This window comes from Planctomycetia bacterium (genome assembly GCA_015075745.1).
GTDB lineage: Bacteria > Planctomycetota > Phycisphaerae > UBA1845 > UTPLA1 > UTPLA1.
Window position 1 is genome coordinate 890822 of record JABTTW010000002.1, and the last position, 20505, is coordinate 911326.

Here is a 20505-nt window from a genome sequence, read left to right on the forward strand (position 1 = left end):
GGAAGCCCATGCTACCCTGTTGGGGGAATTCGCAGTTGGGGGAATTCGCAGTTGGGGGAATTCGCTGCTGGAGGATTTGCTGCTGGAGGATTTGCTGTTGGGGGAATTCGCTGCGGTGGGCGTCAGGCGATGGCAGGGCTGGTATCAGGCGATGGCGCGGCGGGTGCGGTAGCTATGCTGCATGAGGAGGGCCCACATGAGGGAGGACTGGCCGATGGTCAGAACGATGTAGACCCATGCGGGTAGCTTGGGGAAGTTTCCGAAGGCGATGAGGATTGCGGCGGCGCCGAGGCTGAGGCAGGTACCGAGGAGGATTGCGGCTGCGCTGGCGTGGACCCAGGCGGCGGTGCTGGCGGTCGGGCGAAGGGCCCAGATGCCGGTGATGCCGGCGGAGGCGAAGAAGGCGGTCCAATAGACGCCGGTGTGGTAGCGCGAGTAGCGGAAGGCGGCGAGCCAGCCTTCGAAGGTGGCGGAGCCCTTGGGCCATAGGAAGTAGAGGGTCGCGCAGAGGACACCGCAGGTCAGCCAGAGGGCGCAGAGGCTCCCTGTGCGGACGCTTTCGTTGGGGGTCATCATGGCGATGCCGGCGACGGCGAAGATGCCGGCGAGGACGGCGGTGGAGAACATCCAGACGAGCGGCGTGATCTCGCGGACCTGGATGGGACGCTGCATGCGCTGCATGGCCTCGCGCTGGGCTTGTGGTAGCAAGTATGGTTCGCTCGATCGTGCGGCGGACGGCTGAGTGCCTGGGGGCGACGATTCAACGGGGAGGCCGAAGCCGGCGAGTGGATCGGCCACGGTTGTCGGCGTCATGCCGCGCTGTTGAACGCCGATGGCGGCGCCTTCGCTGAGGGCGCGGACGAGCGACATGTTGCTGACGGAGTTGTAGAAGGTGAGGCCGCCGAACATCCAGAGGAGGGCGAAGGCGATGTTGAGGATGCCCATGCCGAGGGACATGTGGGCCAGGACAATGGCGAGGACGACGAGCTCGCCGGCGACGACCCAGTGCCAGGCATCGACGTTTTTGTAGCTGGTGTGCTCGACGCTGGGGATGTGGCTGCCGGTGGCGAGCGAGGGGAAGCTTCGGATTTCGGTCATGCCGCTGGAGATGCAATACCATGCGAGACAGCCGAGGATCAGGGCGACGAGGAGGAAGACGGGCTTGGTCCGCGAGGATGCGACACCGATGGCGGTGAGGATGAGGACGGTGGCCCAGGTCGATTCGGCGCCCCAGTCGTTCAATACTTCGGCGGCGTCGGTTGCGAGGCGATCGATCAGCGGGGCCCAGTTGAACCAGCCGTGAACGGTTCCGAGGGCGGCGGCGGCGACGATGAGGAGGCCGATGGTTCCTCTTGCGCTGGCGTTTTCTTTGGTGAGGCCGGCGTGGACGATGTAGCCGAAGACGGCGGAGACAATGGGCAAGACAAAGGGTAACGACGAGTCGCCGAATGCGGTGGTGGCGAGCCATCTGAGCTTGCCGTCGATGAGCAGGTCACAGGTGTAGGCGGTGACGGCAAACTGGGCGGCGGTGACCACGACGCTTAGGGCGCGGCCGCGCTGGCAGGAGAGGCCGAGCAGACCGAGGACGATGGATGCAATCCACTTGGCACTGGGGCTGGTCCAGGGCTGTGCCTCGAGCCAGGAGGCGGGCACCTGATCGGCGGCGGCGGGCGTGACGCCCTGGCCGAGGGTGACGATGGTGATCCAGGTGGGATGGGAGATGGTGCCGAGGGCGACGCCGACGACGAGGAGCAGGAGACCTACGAACGCGAGGAGCGGGCGCGGGGCGGACTGGCCCGTATTGTCCATGACGCGGATGCCGTTGATTTTTCGACCGGAGGGACTAAGGGGTCTTGGCACGTGGGGCGCAGCGTCGGCGTCATGCGCGACGCGCAGTTGCGGGCCGGGTAAGGATTGCGTGGGCAGGTCGGACATGCGCCTCTAGTGAACTTCCTGGAATCCCTCCGATTCCGTAGGTGTATTACCCGCCGGGGTTAAAACAATTTCAATATCGGTAGGGGTTTTGCACGGGGCGAGCGGTTCCGAGGCCAAATTGGACCGGCAGAAAGGACAGAATGGGCTTTTTTTGCCCGCAGAGGCTGCGCGAGAGACGGCCGAAAGGCGGGATCGGGGGGCGGGGCGATCAAGGGTTAGCTGACGAGAGCGGCGTTATCAGGCCAATGACGCGGGCCGAGGCTGGTGAGCCAGCCCTCGGAGTCGATCGGCCATTTTCGCATGTAGTCCTGAATGGTGTCGCGGGTGACGGCCTCGATCGCACTCAAACGCTCGATGACGTCGCGCGGTTTTCCGACGGTGTCAATATCCTGGATGAGCTGCATGAGGCGGTAGTACGGGGCTTCGGCCTCGGTGGTGAGGCCGGTGCGGGTGCGATTCTTGACGCGCTGGACCTCTTCGGCGGTGACGCCGTCGGCGGCGACCTTTTTCAACTCGGAGCGCATGGCGGCCAGCAATTCGTCGACGCGCTGGGTCTCGCAGAAGCCGAAGGCGATCATCATGGCCGCGTCGCAATAGTCGAGCCGGCCGGCGGAGACGTAGGGGGCGATGCCCTCCTGGATGATGTTCCAGAAGAAACGGGAGTTGTGGCCGCCGATGATGGAGGCGAGGACGTCGGCGTTTTCGCGGTCGACGTGGGTGGCGGAGGGCGCGGGGACGGCGAGGGCAATGGCCTGCTGCTTGAAGCGGTCGACGACCTTGCAGCATGCGCCGGTCTTGAGCGGAGGCGGGGCCTTGCGCTCGGGACGCGGACTGCCGGCGGGCCAGTCGCCGCAATGCCTGGCTGCCATGGCCATGGCATCGTCGGGATTGATGTTTCCGGCGATGAGGAGGGTGATATTCGCCGGGTTGTAGCGCTCGACGAAGTAGCCGTGCAGCTCGTCGCGGGTGAGGCGGGAAATCGACTCGGTGGTGCCGAGGACCGGCCAGGCGAGGGCGTGGCCTTCGTAGGTTCGGCTGTGAATGAGGTCGTAGACGCAGCGGTCGATCTGATCGGCGGACATGGCGATCTCTTCGAGGATCACCTTTTTTTCGGTTTCGAATTCGTCGGGCGGGATGGCGCTTTGCATCATGTCGGCGAGGAGCTCGATCTGGCGCTCGAGGTCTTCGACGCGGACCCAGCCGAAGTAGACGGTGCGCTCCTTGGAGGTGTAGGCGTTGTAGGTGCTGCCCATGTTGTCGAAGTCGATGGTGATCTGTCGCCAGTCGCGCTTGGCGGTGCCCTTGAAGCACATGTGTTCGAGGAAATGGGAGACGCCGGCGAGATGCGGCGCCTCATCGCGGGCGCCGGTGCGAACGAGGAAGCCGGCGGCGGCGCTTTGGACGTGGGGCATGACCTCCATCACCAGGCGCAGGCCGTTGGAGAGGGTGCGATCGACAAAGTGGCTCGATTGGGCCGCGCTCATCAGGCGACTCCTTCCAGGGCTCTCGGGCCCAGGGTCTGCACGCAGAGTTGATCGCGCGGGTACTTTTCGAGGTAGGCCTGCACATCGGCGATGGTGACGGCGGCGAGCTTCTCGTTCTTCTCGGCGACGGAGACCGGCCTGCCGAAGTAGAAGAGATCGCTGCTCAGTTCGCTGACGCGGGCCCTGGTGATGTCGCCGTGGGTCTGGGTCTTGGCGATGACGCCGACCTTGACCCGTTCGATTTCTTCGTCGGTCACATCTCTGGCGAGACGATCGACTTCGCGGAGCAGGGTATTGTAGGTTTGATCGCAGCGCGCGGGGGTGGTTGAGGCGCCCATGAACATCCGGCCGGTGTTGCGGGGATGCTCGTCCCATGCGCCAACCCAATAGACGAGTCCCTGCTTTTCGCGCACTTCGACGAAGAGGCGACTGCTCATTCCTTCGCCGAGGACGCCGAGGGCGACGCGCTGGACGGGGTAGTCGTCGTGGTCCACGGGGGCGCCGGGCCAGCAGATCAGGATGTGCTCCTGTTCGAGCTCCTTGGCATGATGGCGGCGACCGGGAACGAATTGCGAATCCAGCGGACCGCCGTTACGTGCGTTGGGATCGCCGAAGCCGCCGAAGAGCTGGTCGATCCGGGCGGCGACTTTTTCGACGTCGATGCCGCCGCCGACGGTGACCTGAATCCTCCCGGCGGAGAAACAATCGCGCCAGAAGTTTGACACGTCCTGTCCGGTGATGCGGGCGAGGGACTCCATCGTGCCCAATTCGTGGCGACCGAGGACTTCGCCGAAGGCGTGCGGCTCGATGAGCTTGCGGGCGAGTTCGCCGGGCTCGTCTTCGAGGCTGGTGAGTTCCTGCTGGGCGAGCTCGATGGCGACGTCCACGAACTCCTGTGGAAAGGTGGGCGTCCGAAGCATTTCGGCGTGGAGGCCGAGGGCGTGATCCAGATATTCCGGGAGGCAGGTGCAGCGGAAGACCATGGACTCGCGACCGACGCCGGAGCCGGTCTGGGCGCCGATGGCGTCGAAGGCGTCGGTCAATTCCTGGGCGGAGCGCTGCCGCGTGCCCTTGGAGATGGACTCTTCGACGGTTCGGGCGAGACCTCCGAGCGACTCGGGCTCGTGGGCCAGGCCGGCGAAGACGCGGATTTCGTAGGCGGCGATTCGTCGGGCCGTCAAGGGTAGGGCCGCAAACTCGACGCCGCCGGGCAGTCTCCGGTGGACGAATTTCTCTTCCAATTTCATGCGGGGTTTATATCCCCGTTCGAGGCGTTCGCCAACCTCGGGCGAGTTGATGAAGAGGCGGGAAGAATCCGACGGGCTACCGGGAGTCCGCTCCTCACTCGCGGTGCGTGACAGGGAGGACGGCGTTACCGGTCCGGTCGGGCGCTGGGTTCGACGGGCACTTGACTGGACTCGCCGGTGCGACCTTATACACAGTGAATGGATGGTCTGGTGCGTCGCCTGGATCGAGCAGATTGGGGGCGAAAGTCTATGCTGACGGGGACCGAGCCTGTATCATGACTCATGTCAGGAGAGTGAAACATTTCCGGACGAGCCTGACCGCCCTCTTGGGGGATTTTCGCTTCGCCGATCACCGACCACACAAGGCGATGACGGCAAGGCATCGGCGATTGAATTCAATCCGGACAAGGAGCAGCCCTGGTGCACTCAGGAAACAATTCTCCCAACGTCCGTTGGGCATTAGTCATTCTGTTAACGGCGAGGGTCACGATCGGAATCGGCGGCGTTGTTCTCGCCGATTCGATCGTTCTCAACCCGGTGAAGGACACGACGCTGTACGATGACAACGAACTATACAGCAACGGCGCCGGCAGCTACATGTTCACGGGGCAGACGAACGGCACCGCCAATCGACGGGCGCTGATGAAGTTCGATGTCGCGGCGTCGATTCCCGCGGGATCGACGATCAACAGCGCATCGCTACAGCTTTATATGTCGCGCACGCAGGCGGGCGATGAGATCGTGCGCCTGCACGTGATCCTGGCCGATTGGGGGGAGGGCTTATCCAATCCGAGTGGGAACGAAGGCAGCGGCACATCGGCGGAGGACAACGACGCCACATGGAGGTATCGATTCTTCGATACGAACGACCTTATGTTTGCGCCGCAATGGACCACCCTGGGAGGCGACTACAACCCGACGCCCTCCGGATCGGCCACCGTCGGGATGTCCATCGGCAACTATACATGGCCCACCTCCTTTGCGATGGTTGTCGCGGTGCAGGGTTGGCTCGACAACCCGGCGACAAATTATGGATGGATCGCCATCGGCGATGAATCGACCGCCGGGACGTCCAAGCGCTACGATTCGCGTCAGTCCACAACATCGAGTCGTCGCCCGCGGCTGACGATCAATTTCACGCCGCCGGCGGCAAGCGGCGCGTGCTGCTTCGCCAACGGGTCCTGCCAGGTGCTGACCCTTCCCAACTGCGCGTCGATGAGCGGGACTTATCAAGGGAACGCCACGAGCTGTTCGCCGAATCCGTGTCCGCAGCCGATGGGCGCATGCTGCTATGCCGACGGCAGTTGTCAGGTACTCGGTCAGAACGACTGCATCACGACAAGCGGCGCCTATCAGGGCAACAGCACTGGCTGTTCACCGAATCCTTGTCCGCAGCCGACGGGGGCTTGTTGCTTTGATGACGGAACCTGCCAGGTTCTGACATCGGCCGATTGCACGACGCAGGACGGCACCTATCAGGGCGATTCGACGGCATGCACGTCAAATCTCTGCCCGATTGTGCTGACGCCGTTTGTTGACCCCCTGCCGATCCCCCCACTTGCCACTCCGACGACGGGCACGCAAGGCGGCGAGGCTAGCTATGACATTGAGATCGTGCAGGTGCAGCAGAAACTGCATTCGGAACTGCCGCCGACGACGCTGTGGACCTATGAGGGGATGTATCCGGGTCCGACGATTCTGGCGACGCGCGACGAGCCGGTGACGGTGCACTGGATCAACGATTTGCGCGACGAGCAGAACGTCCCGCGGACGGATCACTATCTGACGGTCGATCCGTGTGCGCACGGGGCGGCGAATGAGCCGAAGGTCGTCGTGCATCTGCACGGTGGGCACGTTCCGTCGGCGTATGACGGATACCCGGAGAATACGTTTCTGCCGGGCGACTCGGAGACGTATGTGTATCCGAACGATCAACTGCCGGGGCTTATCTGGTACCACGATCATGCGCTGGGGATCACGCGGCTGAACGTGTATATGGGGCTGGCGGGTGGTTATGTGATTACCGATGCGTTTGAGCAGTCACTGAATCTGCCGTCGGGCGAATACGACATTCCCCTGATCATTCAGGACCGCAAGTTCAATCCGGATGGTTCGCTGTATTACCCCGCCGCTTTGGACGATCACTTTTTCGGGGACAAGATGCTGGTCAACGGCATGGTGTGGCCGTACATGAATGTGAAGCAGGGCAAGTACCGCTTCCGGGCGCTGAACGGGTGCAACTCGCGGACGCTGACGCTGTCACTTTCCAACGCGCAAACGTTCCAGCAGATCGGCACCGACGGCGGCCTTCTACCTGCGCCGGTCACCGTAAGTGCGGTGACGCTGGGGCCGGCGGAGCGGGCGGACATCATCGTCGATTTCTCCGCGCTGGCGCCTGCGACGGAGATCGTTTTGACGAACAGCGCTGCATCGCCCTTCCCGAGCGGCGATCCGATGTTTGCGGTGCCGGATGTCATGAAGTTCGTCGTGCAGGCGGAGGCGGGACATACGGACGCCATCCCGGAGAGCCTGCGGCCGATGGAGACGCTTGACCCGATGGATGCGGTCACCACGAGGAACTTTGTGCTGAGGAAGCTGAGCAACCCGTGCAACGGGTCGATGTGGCTGATCAACGATCTGCAATGGGACGACATCACCGAGTATCCGGTGCTGGGGACGACGGAGATCTGGTCTTTCGTCAATCGCTCGGGTATTTCGCATCCGATGCACATGCACCTGGTGTTCTTCCAGATTCTTGATCGGCAGGATTTTCAGGTGATTGAGGGCGAGGTCGTGCCGATCGGGTCACCGGTGCCGCCGGCTGCGAACGAGGCGGGCTGGAAGGACACGGTGATGACACACCCCTACCAGATCACGCGGGTGATCGCGCGATTCGAGGACTATACGGGGCTTTATCCGTATCACTGCCACATCCTGGAACATGAGGACCACGAGATGATGCGGCAGTTCGAGGCGGTGTGCATCAAGGGCGACACGAATCAGGACACGCTGGTGGATGGCCGGGATATATCGCTGTTCGTGGAGGCGATCATCGGCACGGTGGAGGCAGGGACGGCGCAGTTCTGTGCGACCGATATGGACAGCAATCTGGCCCTGGAAACGGCGTACGACATCAATTTATTTGTCGATTGCCTTGTGGCGGGGAACTGCCCATAGAATGCATGACTCAGGGGGGAATTGAGCATGTGCACGGACTTATCAAAATTGGCTCGAAGGGTCGTTGGCTGCGCGGCAATGGCCGCACTGATTCTGGCTGTCGCGGCGGCCGGTGATGTGCGGGCCGATCTGGTCGTTCTGGGGGCGGCGGCGGACAACACGCTGATCGAAGACGCCGAGGGCGACGTCAGCAGCGGCGGTTCGACGGGGATGTTTGTCGGGCGCAATAATCAGCCTTCCAATTCGCGGCGTCGCGGCGTCATTCAATTTGACATTGCCGGGGGAATTCCGGCGGGATCGACGATCAACAGCGTCATGCTGGGGCTGAGCCTGTCGGCATCGAATGCGGCGGACGCCACGGTGTCAGTGCATCGGCTGCTGGCGGATTGGGGCGAAGGGACGGCGACGAGCAGCGGCGGACAGGGCGCGGCGGCCGGCGCCGGCGATGCGACGTGGCTCTTCGCGCAGTACAACACTTCGCCGTGGACATCGGCGGGCGGCGATTACAACGGCGCGATATCGACGCAGCTTGTTGTCGGAGGATCGGGCGACTATTTCTGGCCCTCGACGATCGCGATGGTCGCGGACGTGCAGGGATTCCTTAACGACCCCGCGATGAACTTCGGATGGATCATCATCGGCAACGAATCGGCGGCGCAGACTTCCAAGCGATTCTCGACACGCGAGGACGCGGACGAGGCACTGCGACCCCGGTTGATCGTGGATTACACGCCGGTGCCGGAGCCGACCAGCGCGGCGCTCTTGATAACCACCGCCCTGCTATCGCTTGGGCGGCGGCGACGACCGTGAGATTGGCGAACCACTTGTCAGCAATCGGCGATGGTGTGCGGCCCGGGCGTAAAGGTGTGAGCCTGGGCCGCGGCATGTTGCTCGTGGGCGCGGTTGCGGCCGTTCTCGCATTTCATCCACGGGCACTCGCCCAAGAAGATGTCGCCCTTCGCCGTCAGTCGGCGGTTGAGGATGCGGCATCGCTGGGCATTGGCCGGGTCGTGCCGGACCTTCGGATCGAGCCGCTCAAGGGCGACGCGACCACACTTTCCAAGCTGCTATCAGGCCGCAATGGACTCGTCGTCTGCATGACGAGCACGGACTGCCCATTGGCGGTGCGATACTCATCTCGTCTGGCGGGAATCGAGGATGAATACGCGAAGCGCGGGATTGCGTTTGTCTATGTCAACTGCGTGGACGCCGAGAGCGCCAAGGGTATGGTTGACGCGATCCGGGAGCAGGGATTCGACGGGCCGTATGTCGCCGACCGGCGCCACGACATTCAACATGCCCTTTTCGCGCGGACGACGACGGAGGTTTTTGTTCTCGATGCGGCGCGAGTGCTTGTTTATCGCGGGGCGATTGATGATCAATTCGGCGTGGGGCGGGCGCTGGATCGCGTTCGTCATGCCTATCTTCGCGACGCGCTGGACGCCGTGCTCAAGAAGCAGCGGCCCCGCGTGAGTGCGTCGTGGCCGCCGGGGTGTGTTCTCGATCCGGCGCCGACGACGACGAGGCCGGCGAGTGATCTCACCTATTACGGGGACATCGCCCACATACTTGTGAAGAACTGCGTCGGGTGTCATCGGAGAGGCGGAGTCGCGCCTTTTTCGCTGGAGACGCTGGCCTCGGTGAAGGGCCGGTTCTCGATGATTGAGGCGGTGGTTCGCGATCGGCTGATGCCGCCGGGGCACGTCCTTTCGACGGATGAGAAGCACGAGAGTCCGTGGGTGGACGACCCGATGCTCGCTGATTCGGATCGGGACGCGCTGCTTGCGTGGCTAGGGTCGGACCGGCCGGCGGGGAATCGGTCTGAGTCGCCGAAAGTTCCGGCGCTGTCTCAGACGTGGGCCATCGGGGAGCCGGACGTCCTGCTGACGACGCCACCGCTGGAGCTTCCGGAGTATGGGCCGTTGCAGGGCACGAGATTTTTGATTCCCACGAACATTGAAAAGGATGAGTGGATCAGCGCGGTTGAGTTTCGACCGATCGAGCGGGACAGCGTGCATCATGCGCTGGTGTGGATCATGTCGCCGGGCGACAGATTGCCGGGCAAGTCGGAGCTGCCGGTGCATCTTGAGTTGCTCGGCTCGTTCAGCCCGGCGGACGGGATGATTCGGTACCCCAGCGACGTTGGTCGGCGACTGCCGGGCGGATCGCTGCTGGTTGTTGATATGTATGCGAGCCCAATGGGACGAACGAAGGGATCTCGGCTTCGGGTGGCGATGCGATTTTCGGCTGCGCCGCCGCGGCGCGAGGTGCGGTCTTTGATTGTTTCGGACGCGACTCCGCGGATCGAGCCGGGTGCGTCGGTCGATCATCGCGTGGAGCATTTACTCTCTTCGGCGGCGAGCATTCGGGCGGTGATGCCGTACATGCGGGCTCGCGGGCGGTCGATGGAGATCGAGGCGGCGTCGCCGGAGGGCGATGTGTCACGAATACTCGGCATCGAGCGGTACGATTTTCGCTGGCCGATTCGCTATGAGCGGGCGTCACTGTTGACGCTTGCCAAGGGGACTCGCATCGCCGTCAGCGGCCACTTCGACAACTCTCATTCGCATTTGTCTAACCCGGATCCGTCGGGCGCGGTACAGATCGGGCCTGGCGCGGGAGACGAGGCGCTGATTGTCGCGTTTGAAATCGAGACGGATACCACGGGGCGCAAGTGACCTGTCCGGTCTTGCGGGCGGGCGCGTTGCTTCGTGTGCGGCGGTCAGGCGACGGGGTGCCAGCCGGCGTCGACCCAGAGCGAGCCGCTGACGGCGGAGTTTCGCAGGAGGAAGCAGATGGCGTCGGCGACTTCCTCGGGGCGCAGCAGGCGACGCAACTGGGTCTGCGGCAGGATCACCTGACGAATGAGGTCTTCACCCAGGGCGCGGACCATCGGCGTATCGGTGTAACCGGGGTGGATGATGTTGCAGCGGACGCCGTAGTAGATGGCTTCCTTGGCGAGGGTGGCCTGAGCACCGACGAGGCCGGCCTTGGCGGTCGCGTAGGAGACCTGTCCCTTGTTGCCGAGCGACGAGACGGAACCGATGAAAACGACGCCGCCCTGGGTGCCTTCGGTGGGCTCCCACTTGCCGAGGTTCTTGCGACCGCGATCCTCGGCGACGGTGGCAATGGTTTCCATGGCCCAGTAGATGGGGGCGATGAGGTTGATCCTGATGACTTCCTCGAACTCCTTGACCGGGTAGAGGTCTGCGCGGCTGCCGTTGTTCTTGTGGAACTTGACGGCGAGACGATCGCGGGTGATTCCGGCGGCGGGAACGCAGATGTGAACGGCGCCGAAGCGGTGTCGCAAATCCGCAAAGACGCTCTTGCGGAAATCTTCGTTGGTGACATCGCCGCTGTAGGGAAAGAGTACCTGGCGACCGACTTCCTTGTTGAAGGTGTCGCACATGTCGGTGACGGCGGCGCTGCGATCGACGGCGGCGATGGCCTCGATGCCGAGGTCGGTCATGGCGATGCTGGTGGCGCGGCCGATACCGCTGGCGGCGCCGGTGATGACTGCTACTTTTCCGTAGAATTGCATGGTGACACTCCCCAGTTCATGTCGACCTCGATTTCTCCATTAGGCCCTGGCGGCCTTGCCCCGGCGCTTCGACTTGCGCGCCTGGGGACGCTGGATCGGATCACTGCGATCCGCCAACCACTGAGCAACCTGCGGCCAAAGATCCCGCTGGGCCTTGCTGCCTACCGAGAGACCGATGTGGCCCGCCGGGAAGTTGATCGCCTTGCGATCCTTGGAGCCGACGAGATCGTTAAACGGCGCGCTCTGTCCGCAGGGGACAAGATGATCGGCCGTGGCCATTAGATTAAGTATCGGACAAGTGATGTTTGAAAGATCGACGATCTTCTTGCCGATGCGGAGCTTGTTCTGGACGAGCAGGTTCTTCTGGATGCAGTCCTTGACGAACTGGCGGAAGGTCTCGCCGGCCAGGGGGATGTTGTCGTTGACCCATGCCTCCATGGCGAAAAACTCCTCAAGGAACTTTTCGTCGTCCATGCGCTCGTAGAAGCCGATGTACTTCTCGATCAGGTTTGAGACGGGCTTGAGAATGGCGAAGGAGCCCTGCAACCATGCGGGCGGGGCATTTCCCCAGGCGTCGATGACCTTGTCGACATCGAACCACTTCGGATCACTCCAGACACAGAGAAGCGCCTCGCGGTCGGACCAGTCAACCGGCGCGGCCATGAGGATGAAATTCTTAATCATCTCGGGGTGGAGGGCGGTGTACATGGCGCTCATCGTGCCGCCCATGCAGTAGCCGAGCAGAGAGACCTGGTCCTCGCCGGTATATTCGCACACATGCTTCACGACGTTATGCATGTAGCGCTGAATATAGTATTCGAGGGTGAGGTGCTTGTCGGCCTCGGATGGGACGCCCCAGTCGATCAGGTAAACGTCGAAGCCGGCCTTGAGAAACTGCTGCACGACGCTCTTGTGCGGAAGGAGGTCGAGGATGTAGGGCCGGTTGACGAGGGCGAAGACGAGGATCAGCGGAGTTCGATGGGCCTTGGGGATGTCGGACTGGTAATGCAGGACCTTGAGCTTGTCCTCGATGTAGATGACCTCATGGGGCGTTGCGCCGACTTTGACATTTCGAGCGATGTCCATGACCTTGGGGAGGGCGGCCATTTTCTCCTTCATTTCATTGAAGGAGGGCATCATCGCCGAGAAGTTCGGCATCATGTCGAAGAACGGATTCTTGTATTGAGTCGTCGTCATTTCTTGTTGTCCGCGAGGCCTGTTCGTGCGTGACGAACGGCTCGCCCTTTATTTGCCTGACTTGCCCTTGGCACTCTTGCCTCGGGCTGCCTTGATATTACCGCGACGAGGCGGGCGCTGCGCCCGGCTCGCCCCGGCGCCGCGGCCCGTCCGCCGCTTGTCTTCCACTGCTGCGACTTTTGATTCCAGGGAACAGAGGCGATCGAGAACATTGGTCTCGATCGAGCGAAGTAGACCGGAAATGTCATCGACGTCGGTCTTGGCCGGCATCTGTGCGCCGCGATAAAGCTGGGTGAGAAACGAATCGATCTGCTGTTTGAAGTCCAGGGATCGGTCCATGGTCTCCTTCATCATCTGGAGAAACTGCTCCGACCGCATGAAGTCGTCGAAGTACTTCGCCATCGCATCGAAGAACATGCGCTGCATCTGCTTCTGGTTGTCCCGCGAGAGGGAGGGGCCCGCGCCGGCCCCGGTCTGCGGAACATTCATGCGGGCGAACATGTCAGTCCAGAATTGGGAGAGAGGGTCCATGGCAGCCTGATTGGAGTTGTTGTCGGTCATGACTCTCGCTTTCACCAAAAGCCGGTGTCCTCGCTTCCGACGGCCGGCGCGTCACCGGTGATGGCGCCCGCGGTCGGGCGAGGACGTCGGCCGAAAAAGAAAGGCCGCGGGGCGATTTAGCCTCTCCGCGGCCTTGTCATATTTAACACCGGCATCGATGTAGTGGTGCGAATTGTCGCCTGTTTCGTCATGTTGCAAGTCTCGTGGGGCAAGCGACGGTGTCAAGCAGCAATGCCGGTGTCTTGTAAAGTTTCGAGCCCGGCGGCTGCCTGGGTGGAAGCAGGCCGCCGAGCGTCGAAGGGTGGAGTACTACTTGGTCGCCTTCTTCTCGCCGAAGCTCATCGACTTACCGAAGAAGCGGGACCAATTCTCGATGCACTGGGCGCTGGCTCGGCTCGCCGTGTCCAGGTTGGATCGCATCGAATCAAAGGCGTTCTGCCAGATGTCGCGGGTGTAGGTGACGGCATCCTTGGGGCCGTTACCATTGCCGCTGTCGAGGGTCTTCTTGATGACCTCAAGGCCGCTCTTGCAGCCCTCGTCGAAGACCTTCTGGGCCTGCTCGGCATTCTTGCGGATCAGGTTGACCGAGTCGGTGGCGACGGACTCAAGGCAATGTGCGACGTCGTCGCATGATTCGCCGCGGGCGATGACTTCCGACATGCACTTGAAGGCGTCCTGCTGGAAGCGGACGCCGGTATCCATGGCGGACTTGAAAGTGTCGGTGGCCTGCTTGAACATGGTCTCGGTCTGATTCTTTACGTTTTCGACGGTCTGAGCGGTCATGGCGAACTCCTCAAAAAAAAACTTTTGCTTACAAGCGTCGTTGCCCCAGTTGTTCTGATATAAGTATATCGGAGGATCGGCCCGTTCGCAACATAAATTTGTGCAATTGCACAATTTTTGTGATCCGTCATAACATGCTATATTATAACATGTTACGATTCACATAGCAATTATTTGGTACGGAGAGCGCGTTTTTTTGCTGCAATTGCAATACGGAGGTGCCCCGTGGCGGCTGAACCCGGCGACGTCAAAGTCTACGAAATCAAGAAATACCCCAACCGCCGCTTTTACGACGTGACGCGGAGCCGCCACGTCACGCTCAACGAGCTGTACGATATCGTGCTCGGCGGCGACCGGATCGTGGTGCACGACTCCAAGACCGGCACGGACATCACCAACGTGGTCCTGACGCAGATCATCCTGGAGCACGATCCGCCCAAGCTAGACCTGTTCCCCGCCTCGCTCCTGCACCAGGCGATTCAGAGCAACCAGCAGATGGTCCGGCGGTTTATCGACCAGTATTTTGCCCAGGCGGTCGATGCCTTCGCGCGATCGCGGCAGCAGTTCGACAACTTTCTCTCCAAGTCGGGCTTCAGCCCCCTATCGCCGACGGCGCCGTTTGACTGGGTGCGGATGCTGATCCCGGACGCGGGCAGCGGCGCGACGAGATCGCAATCGACCCAGGATGAGCCGAACGGCGATTCGGAGACACGCAGCGCCGTCACATCAGCACGGATGCAGGAGGAACTGTCGGCCATGCGCGCGGAGCTGAACGCCATGAAGAAGGCCGGCAGCGCCAAGAAGCGCGCGACCGGCAAACGGGGCTCCAAGGCTTCGGTCAAGAAAAAACGGGGGCGTTGAGAAATCAAAGGTGACGCGATCGATACTTTTGACAGGGAGACTGGACATGAGATGGCGAGAGAACTTCCGAGGCATTCGACTCTGCATCGTTGCCATTGGCCTCATGGCAGGCTGCTCCCAAACCGGGCCCGAGAGAGTCGCTGACGTACAGGGCGTCAAGAACCTGAGCCGCGACGGCGACATTTACATCGCGGGAACGCCGACGCCGGAGGGTCTGGAGGGACTGAAGCAACGCGGGGTCAAGACCGTGATCGACTTGCGACAGCCGAAGGAGGGCACGGCGGACGAAGAGGCCGCCGCCCGGGCGCTTGGGCTGCGGTACATCAACATTCCGATGGAAAGCGACAAGCTCACCGATGCGCAGGCGTCGGCGGTGCTTGAGGCGATGGAGCAGGCAGGCGGCGAGCCGGTGCTGATGCACTGCAGCGGGGGAAACCGAGCGGGGGCTGCCTACGGGCTTTATCTCGGCAAGACCGGCAAGTGCCCGACCGCGGAGGCCATTGATCGAGCCAGGGCCGCGGGCATGAAAAACCCGAAGATCGAGTCGGACATGACGAGAGAATTGAAAAAGCCCGCCGGCGAGTAAATGTCGGGATTGTCGGATCGAATCGGGTAGGCGGGTTCGATTCGGCCCCCTGCCTCCCGCACCACCGGACGTGCGGATCACGCATCCGGCGGTTCTCAGTCTCGGGATACCCGCAACCGGGACTCCCAGAGGACTCGCACCACCAAGTCATCGCGCCATGCCCGGCGCACACACAAAAAAAGCCCGGCTCGCTTTCGCGGCCGGGCTGGGGATGTTCCATGTGAATCGGGTATCGCGGTTATCGCTTCGAGAACTGGAATCGCTTGCGGGCTCCGGGCTGTCCGGGCTTCTTGCGCTCCACCTTGCGGCTGTCTCGGGTCAGGAACTTGCCATCGCGGAGGACGGGCTCCAATGAGGGATCGGCCTTGCACAGGGCTCGGGAGATGCCCAGCATGATCGCGCCGCACTGGCCTGTCTGACCACCGCCATGCACGTTGACGGCGATGTCATACTTGCCGAGCACCTTGGTGGCCTTCAGCGGAGCGACGACGTCATTGACGTGCCTGATGTCGAAGAAATAGCTGCCGATCTCACGGTCGTGAATCATGAACTTGCCCGAACCCGGCTTGAGACGGACGCGTGCAACGGCCCGCTTTCGACGACCGGTCCCCCAGTGATAGCCGCCGACGGTCGGAGCCGCAGGCTTCGCGGCCGGCGTCGTTTCGGTCCCGCCACCGCCAATATCCACTTTCATCGCTTGATCCGTCACGCTTCAAAACTCCGGGGGGTTTTAGATTCTCGTCAAATCCAGGGGCTGACAATTCTGCGCCTGATGAGGATGCTCGGCGCCCTTGTATATCTTGAGCTTCTTGATCATCTGGCGACCGAGGGCGTTCTTCGGCAACATACGACGAACCGCGGTCTCGATGATCCGCTCGGGGTGCCGCTCTTTCATCTTGGCGAACGGGATGATCTTGTGACCGCCCGGATAGTAGGTGTAGTAGTCGTATTCGATGGCTTCGGCCTTCCGTCCGGTCACCTTGATGCATTCGGCATTGGTGACGACGACGAAATCACCGGTGTCCACATGCGGCGTGTACACCGGCTTATGTTTGCCCATCAGGACGGTCGCGAGCTTCGCCGCCAGCCGTCCCAATACCTTGCCGTCGGCATCCACGGAAAACCAATCCCGCGATACCTCCAGGGGCTTCGCCTGAAAGCACTTATCTGTTACGCATGACATGGGCTCAATCCTGTCGATCAAATCCGGTAATCAATATCGAGAACCCAACAATGTACCGCAAGATCGCGGCGTGTCAATCTCCCCAGTCGGCCGGGCCGGGCGGTCCTCGAATTCACGCCCTGACAAGCACTTATGCGGCGAGTATCCGCCTCGCCAGGAATGGGGCTATCCAACCGGCTGAGCCCGGCTGGTCGTCGGGCCCTGGCCGTAGTTCAGCGGAGCCCGGCGCTTCACCGCGACCTTATGGCCGCTGCGAGCGCTGGACAAGATCGCCTCGCTTGACGCGATGACGGATGCACATGGGACGGAATCGGCGGCCATCGTACTGCCGGCTGCCACCCACCTGACAAATTCACCGACGAGCCCGTCAAAACCCAACTCAACCGCCGGATCACTCGTCGCCAGCGTCGGTCGGTACATCGCATCCACCCGCGAGCCGTTGCCGCAGAACAGTTGCCCGGTCTTTTCGATGCGCATGCACGTGCCGTCCACCGAACGAAGCTCTAATTCAAGCCCCAGTGACTCGGGCGGTCCACTTGCGTGCAGATTAAGACTGAACGGCGTGCCGGTCATCGTCCGGCCGACGACCATCAACGCTCCCTCCTGATGCGCAACGCTCGTCACCTCGCGAATCGATCCGATCAGTGTCTGCACCAAATCTGCCGCTTCAAAGACCTGATCCGCGGCGACCGGGCCCTGATCATCAAGCCCTTCCCTCGGAGTACCTCGTCGTGTGATGTGCAGGGCAAGTGACATCGGCGTCCCAAACTTGCCGGACTCGATCAGCCGGCGCGCGACCGAAACACCCGGCGCAAAGCGCGACGGCGAAGCCGAAACGACCGTCCTGCCGGCAAGCTTGCTCATCGTCGCAACGCGATCCCACCGGGCCGCTCCACAGGGGATGCCCGGAACAAGGACCGATGCGCCGGAACCCAGGCACTGTTTGATGATTCCGAATCGCTCATTGTTCGGGCGAAAGACAATGACTCCCGCGGGCTCTGCTTCGCGCAAGAGCGCGGCGACATCCGAATACATCCAGCGGGCCTGAAAGACATCCACGTCGCGCCGGGGACTCTCGTCGCAGACGGCCTCCAGAGTGCCGTGCTTGCGAATCGAATGAATAAGCCACGGCGGCGCCTGGTGCGTCGAGCCGACGAAAGCCAGTTTGGGCAAGATCATGGGCCAACCTAACTCAATACGCATTGTCGTTCGCCGCCGGGTTCCTCACTCTTCACTCCGCTGCGCGGCACTGTATAATAACGAGTCATCTTCAGGCTGTCTGGTGAAGCCTGGATCGCGTGGCGACTCTAACTCTACGGAAAAATCACAGCCATGATGAAGTCAGCAAAGCAGTTTTCGGTGTTTCTGGTCAACAAGCCCGGCATCCTGTCCCGGGTGTGTGACGCGCTCGCCGATCAAAAGGTCAACGTCGTGGCCGTCACGCTGATGGACTCGGTTGAGCATGGCGTCTTTCGCCTCGTCGCCCAGGATGTTGAAAAGGCGCGGGCCGTGCTGAAGGGTCTGAATATCCCGACGACCGAGACCGACGTCCTCACGGTGGAGATGCCGAACCGGCCCGGCGCCCTGGCGGACCTCTGCTCGCGGCTGAACGCCGAGCATATCAGCATAAAGTATGCCTATGTGACCAGCGGCGCGGCCGGCGGTCGGACTGTCGGCATTTTCAAAGTCGATAATCTGCAAAAGGCGCTTAAGGTCACCGCGCCCCGAAAACCCGGCCGCAAGGACAAGCTCGTCGTGAAAGTCAATCGCGGCTCGCGGAGCCGTTAACACGAAGGACGCTTCAAAACAGCGAGAGCACTCCTGATTCCGCGGGCGGCGGATCTACCTGGTTGATCAAATCGTCATCCGGCATTCGCGCCACGATATACCCGACCGCCGAATTGAGAATCTCCCTTCGCTTTCGATTCGACCATTCTCCCAGCACATTGAGAATCGTGGCGTGCGTCGTACCCATGCGCCGCTCATAATCGGCAATCATGTCGAGCCTCGCATCGTAGAGTCCGCTCCAGAGCAGAAGCCGGCGCTCGCCGCCGATCTCCGTGCGCACCATGTTCGGCGAGTAGAGTGCCATCCGGGTCACGAAGTTCAGTTGACCATCGAGCATGTCACCCAGCAATGGACGAGGATGAAGCGGCGGACCGGCGCGGCGGCCGTCACACATCGCCATTCGGGCACGGAAGTCGTCCCCGGCGCACTCGAGCGCCAACTGGCGTAAGTCTCCTGGAGTTCTCAATCGGCCGTCAATTTTCAATCGAAATCGCTGTTCCCACCCCCATGGCGCGGTTCGCGGAATGACACCGTCGCGTTCGAGCGCCATGACCGCGCGGACGATCGATGCGTTGTACGCATTGATGTAGTAAGCCAGGCGGTCCTCGTGACGGGGGAAATGTTGCGGCGTCGATTCCGGACCCGTGGCGGCGAGCATCGCCATCGTCCGTTCAAGTGCCATCGGGTTGGCAACCAGCTTGCGGTAATCGAACCGGTCTTCCACGACGCAGCGATTCAGGACAAGCGCCCAATCGGCCCAATCCGGCTGATCGTAGTCCTTGACCCCTGCACCCTCGACGCGCGGGGTGATCGTCTGTGGTATACATCCTGACAGGAAAACCTGGCAACCAAGCAGGACGGCCAATCGTGTCAGATACCGTTTCATTCGGCGGATTCAAAAAGAACGGCCAGCCCCTGACCGACGCCCACACAAAGCGTCGCAAGGCCGCGCCTCACCTTTCGTCTGCGCATTTCCCGTACCAGCGTCGTCGCCAGTCGCGCACCGCTGCACCCAAGCGGATGCCCCAGCGCAATCGCGCCGCCATTAACGTTCACAATCGACGGGTCGAGCCCCAATTCGCGGATGCATGCCAACGACTGCGAAGCAAATGCCTCGTTCAGCTCGACGAGGCCGATGCTGTCGATCGGCCACTCCGCTCGGGTCAGCGCCTTCTTCGTCGCGGGAATCGGCCCCAGACCCATGCAGCTCGGATCGACGCCGGCCGACGCCGATTGTCGTACATACGCCAGTGGGCGCAGTCCCAACTTCTCGGCGACCTTGACCTCAACAATCATGAGTGCCGCCGCCCCATCGTTCAGCCCTGAACTGTTTCCAGCGGTGACCGTCCCCCCCTCCCGAAAGGCCGGTCGCAATTTTGCCAGGGCCTCCATGGTCGAGTCCGGTCGAGGATGCTCGTCGGCGGCGATCGTTTCCTTCTTGCCGCGCCCGATGTCGATATCGATCGGCACAATTTCCTCAGCCAGACGACCAGCCTCCATCGCGGCCTTGCAACGCATCTGGCTCTGATAGGCAAACGCGTCCTGATCTTCGCGCGTAATCTTGTACTTTTCCGCGACGTTTTCGGCCGTCTCACCCATGCTGAAAGGATGATACATCGCCGCCAGCTTCGGATTCGTCATCCGCCAGCCCAGCGTCGTGTCGTACATGGTCTGGTTGCCGCGAACGAAGGCCTCATCCGGCTTCGGAAGCACAAGCGGCGCGCGGCTCATCGACTCCGCCCCACCCGCGATGATGACATCGCCATGGCCCGTCTCGATCATGCGCGCGGCAATCGCAACCGCCTCAAGGCCGGATGCACAAAGGCGATTCACGGTGACGCCCGGCACGGTCTCCGGGAGCCCCGCAAGCAGTACTGCCATTCGCGCGGCATTGCGATTGTCTTCGCCCGCCTGATTGGCCGCCCCCCAGTAGCACTCGTCGATGATCGCCGGGTCGATCTTCGATCGAGAGACAACCGCCTTGATGATATGGGCGGCAAGGTCATCCGGTCGCACCGGTGCGAGTCCTCCCCGGTATCTCCCGATCGGCGTTCGCAAGCACTCAACAATAACAGCCTGTCGCATACACCCGTAGTATATGCACAGGCCGTCAGTGTGCTAGTTTCGATGGGTCAACGCGTCGTCATGTCGCCCGATTCCCA

The 20505-nt window shown here is 62.0% G+C and carries 18 protein-coding genes; 6 read left to right on the forward strand and 12 right to left on the reverse strand.

The window, feature by feature from the left end; all coding sequences use genetic code 11:
* Positions 1 to 144: 144 nt before the first annotated feature.
* The 3 genes from HS101_17205 to HS101_17215 form a co-directional block, all read right to left on the reverse strand.
* Positions 145 to 1935, reverse strand: coding sequence for a hypothetical protein (locus tag HS101_17205; GenBank protein ID MBE7508004.1), 1791 nt, complete (start codon positions 1933 to 1935; stop codon positions 145 to 147).
* A 215-nt stretch (positions 1936 to 2150) separates the two neighbouring features.
* Positions 2151 to 3419 (reverse strand): insulinase family protein, encoded by a 1269-nt coding sequence (locus HS101_17210; protein MBE7508005.1) that lies wholly within the window; start codon positions 3417 to 3419, stop codon positions 2151 to 2153.
* A complete protein-coding gene (locus HS101_17215) occupies positions 3419 to 4666 on the reverse strand; it encodes an insulinase family protein (protein MBE7508006.1) in 1248 nt (415 codons plus the stop codon). The genes HS101_17210 and HS101_17215 overlap by 1 nt, the downstream gene beginning before the upstream one ends.
* 420 nt (positions 4667 to 5086) lie before the next feature.
* On the opposite strand from HS101_17215, the gene HS101_17220 reads away from it, so the two are divergent.
* The 3 genes from HS101_17220 to HS101_17230 all read left to right on the forward strand — a co-directional run bounded on the left by HS101_17220 (position 5087) and on the right by HS101_17230 (position 10521).
* Entirely contained in the window at positions 5087 to 7843 is a 2757-nt protein-coding gene (locus HS101_17220; protein MBE7508007.1) for a multicopper oxidase family protein, read from the forward strand.
* A gap of 78 nt (positions 7844 to 7921) precedes the next feature.
* Positions 7922 to 8653: a DNRLRE domain-containing protein gene (locus tag HS101_17225; GenBank protein ID MBE7508008.1), complete on the forward strand. Its 732-nt coding sequence runs from the start codon at positions 7922 to 7924 to the stop codon at positions 8651 to 8653.
* Between the two features lie 56 nt (positions 8654 to 8709).
* Positions 8710 to 10521 carry a redoxin family protein gene (locus HS101_17230; GenBank protein ID MBE7508009.1) on the forward strand — a complete coding sequence of 604 codons (1812 nt, stop codon included), beginning with the start codon at positions 8710 to 8712 and terminating at the stop codon, positions 10519 to 10521.
* Between the two features lie 44 nt (positions 10522 to 10565).
* Here HS101_17230 and HS101_17235 read toward each other — a convergent pair whose 3' ends face one another.
* The 4 genes from HS101_17235 to HS101_17250 form a co-directional block, all read right to left on the reverse strand.
* The gene (locus HS101_17235) at positions 10566 to 11384 is read right to left on the reverse strand and encodes an SDR family oxidoreductase (protein ID MBE7508010.1); all 819 of its coding nucleotides are present in this window, start codon (positions 11382 to 11384) and stop codon (positions 10566 to 10568) included.
* Positions 11385 to 11423: 39 nt separating this feature from the next.
* Complete coding sequence (gene phaC / locus HS101_17240) at positions 11424 to 12581, reverse strand: class III poly(R)-hydroxyalkanoic acid synthase subunit PhaC (protein MBE7508011.1); 1158 nt, start codon at positions 12579 to 12581, stop codon at positions 11424 to 11426.
* Between the two features lie 48 nt (positions 12582 to 12629).
* Entirely contained in the window at positions 12630 to 13142 is a 513-nt protein-coding gene (locus HS101_17245; GenBank protein ID MBE7508012.1) for a hypothetical protein, read from the reverse strand.
* A 309-nt stretch (positions 13143 to 13451) separates the two neighbouring features.
* Positions 13452 to 13925: a hypothetical protein gene (locus HS101_17250; GenBank protein ID MBE7508013.1), complete on the reverse strand. Its 474-nt coding sequence runs from the start codon at positions 13923 to 13925 to the stop codon at positions 13452 to 13454.
* 225 nt (positions 13926 to 14150) lie between these two features.
* Here HS101_17250 and HS101_17255 point away from each other — a divergent pair, with 225 nt between their 5' ends.
* Positions 14151 to 14786 carry a hypothetical protein gene (locus HS101_17255; protein ID MBE7508014.1) on the forward strand — a complete coding sequence of 212 codons (636 nt, stop codon included), beginning with the start codon at positions 14151 to 14153 and terminating at the stop codon, positions 14784 to 14786.
* 46 nt (positions 14787 to 14832) lie between these two features.
* Positions 14833 to 15372, forward strand: coding sequence for a protein tyrosine phosphatase family protein (locus tag HS101_17260; protein MBE7508015.1), 540 nt, complete (start codon positions 14833 to 14835; stop codon positions 15370 to 15372).
* A gap of 238 nt (positions 15373 to 15610) precedes the next feature.
* Here the strand turns inward: HS101_17260 and rpsI are convergent, their stop codons facing one another.
* The 3 genes from rpsI to HS101_17275 all read right to left on the reverse strand — a co-directional run bounded on the left by rpsI (position 15611) and on the right by HS101_17275 (position 17734).
* A complete protein-coding gene (gene rpsI, locus HS101_17265; GenBank protein MBE7508016.1) occupies positions 15611 to 16066 on the reverse strand; it encodes a 30S ribosomal protein S9 in 456 nt (151 codons plus the stop codon).
* Between the two features lie 36 nt (positions 16067 to 16102).
* Positions 16103 to 16555: a 50S ribosomal protein L13 gene (gene rplM / locus HS101_17270; GenBank protein ID MBE7508017.1), complete on the reverse strand. Its 453-nt coding sequence runs from the start codon at positions 16553 to 16555 to the stop codon at positions 16103 to 16105.
* 165 nt (positions 16556 to 16720) lie between these two features.
* Positions 16721 to 17734 carry a hypothetical protein gene (locus tag HS101_17275; protein ID MBE7508018.1) on the reverse strand — a complete coding sequence of 338 codons (1014 nt, stop codon included), beginning with the start codon at positions 17732 to 17734 and terminating at the stop codon, positions 16721 to 16723.
* A gap of 153 nt (positions 17735 to 17887) precedes the next feature.
* Here HS101_17275 and HS101_17280 point away from each other — a divergent pair, with 153 nt between their 5' ends.
* Positions 17888 to 18343, forward strand: a complete 456-nt coding sequence (locus HS101_17280) for an ACT domain-containing protein (GenBank protein ID MBE7508019.1) — start codon at positions 17888 to 17890, stop codon at positions 18341 to 18343.
* Between the two features lie 13 nt (positions 18344 to 18356).
* Here HS101_17280 and HS101_17285 read toward each other — a convergent pair whose 3' ends face one another.
* Both HS101_17285 and HS101_17290 read right to left on the reverse strand, forming a co-directional pair.
* Positions 18357 to 19229, reverse strand: a complete 873-nt coding sequence (locus HS101_17285) for a DUF547 domain-containing protein (protein MBE7508020.1) — start codon at positions 19227 to 19229, stop codon at positions 18357 to 18359.
* On the reverse strand, positions 19226 to 20428 hold the full coding sequence (locus HS101_17290; GenBank protein ID MBE7508021.1) for a thiolase family protein: 1203 nt from the start codon (positions 20426 to 20428) through the stop codon (positions 19226 to 19228). Before HS101_17290 ends, HS101_17285 begins: the two co-directional genes overlap by 4 nt.
* Positions 20429 to 20505: the final 77 nt, after the last annotated feature.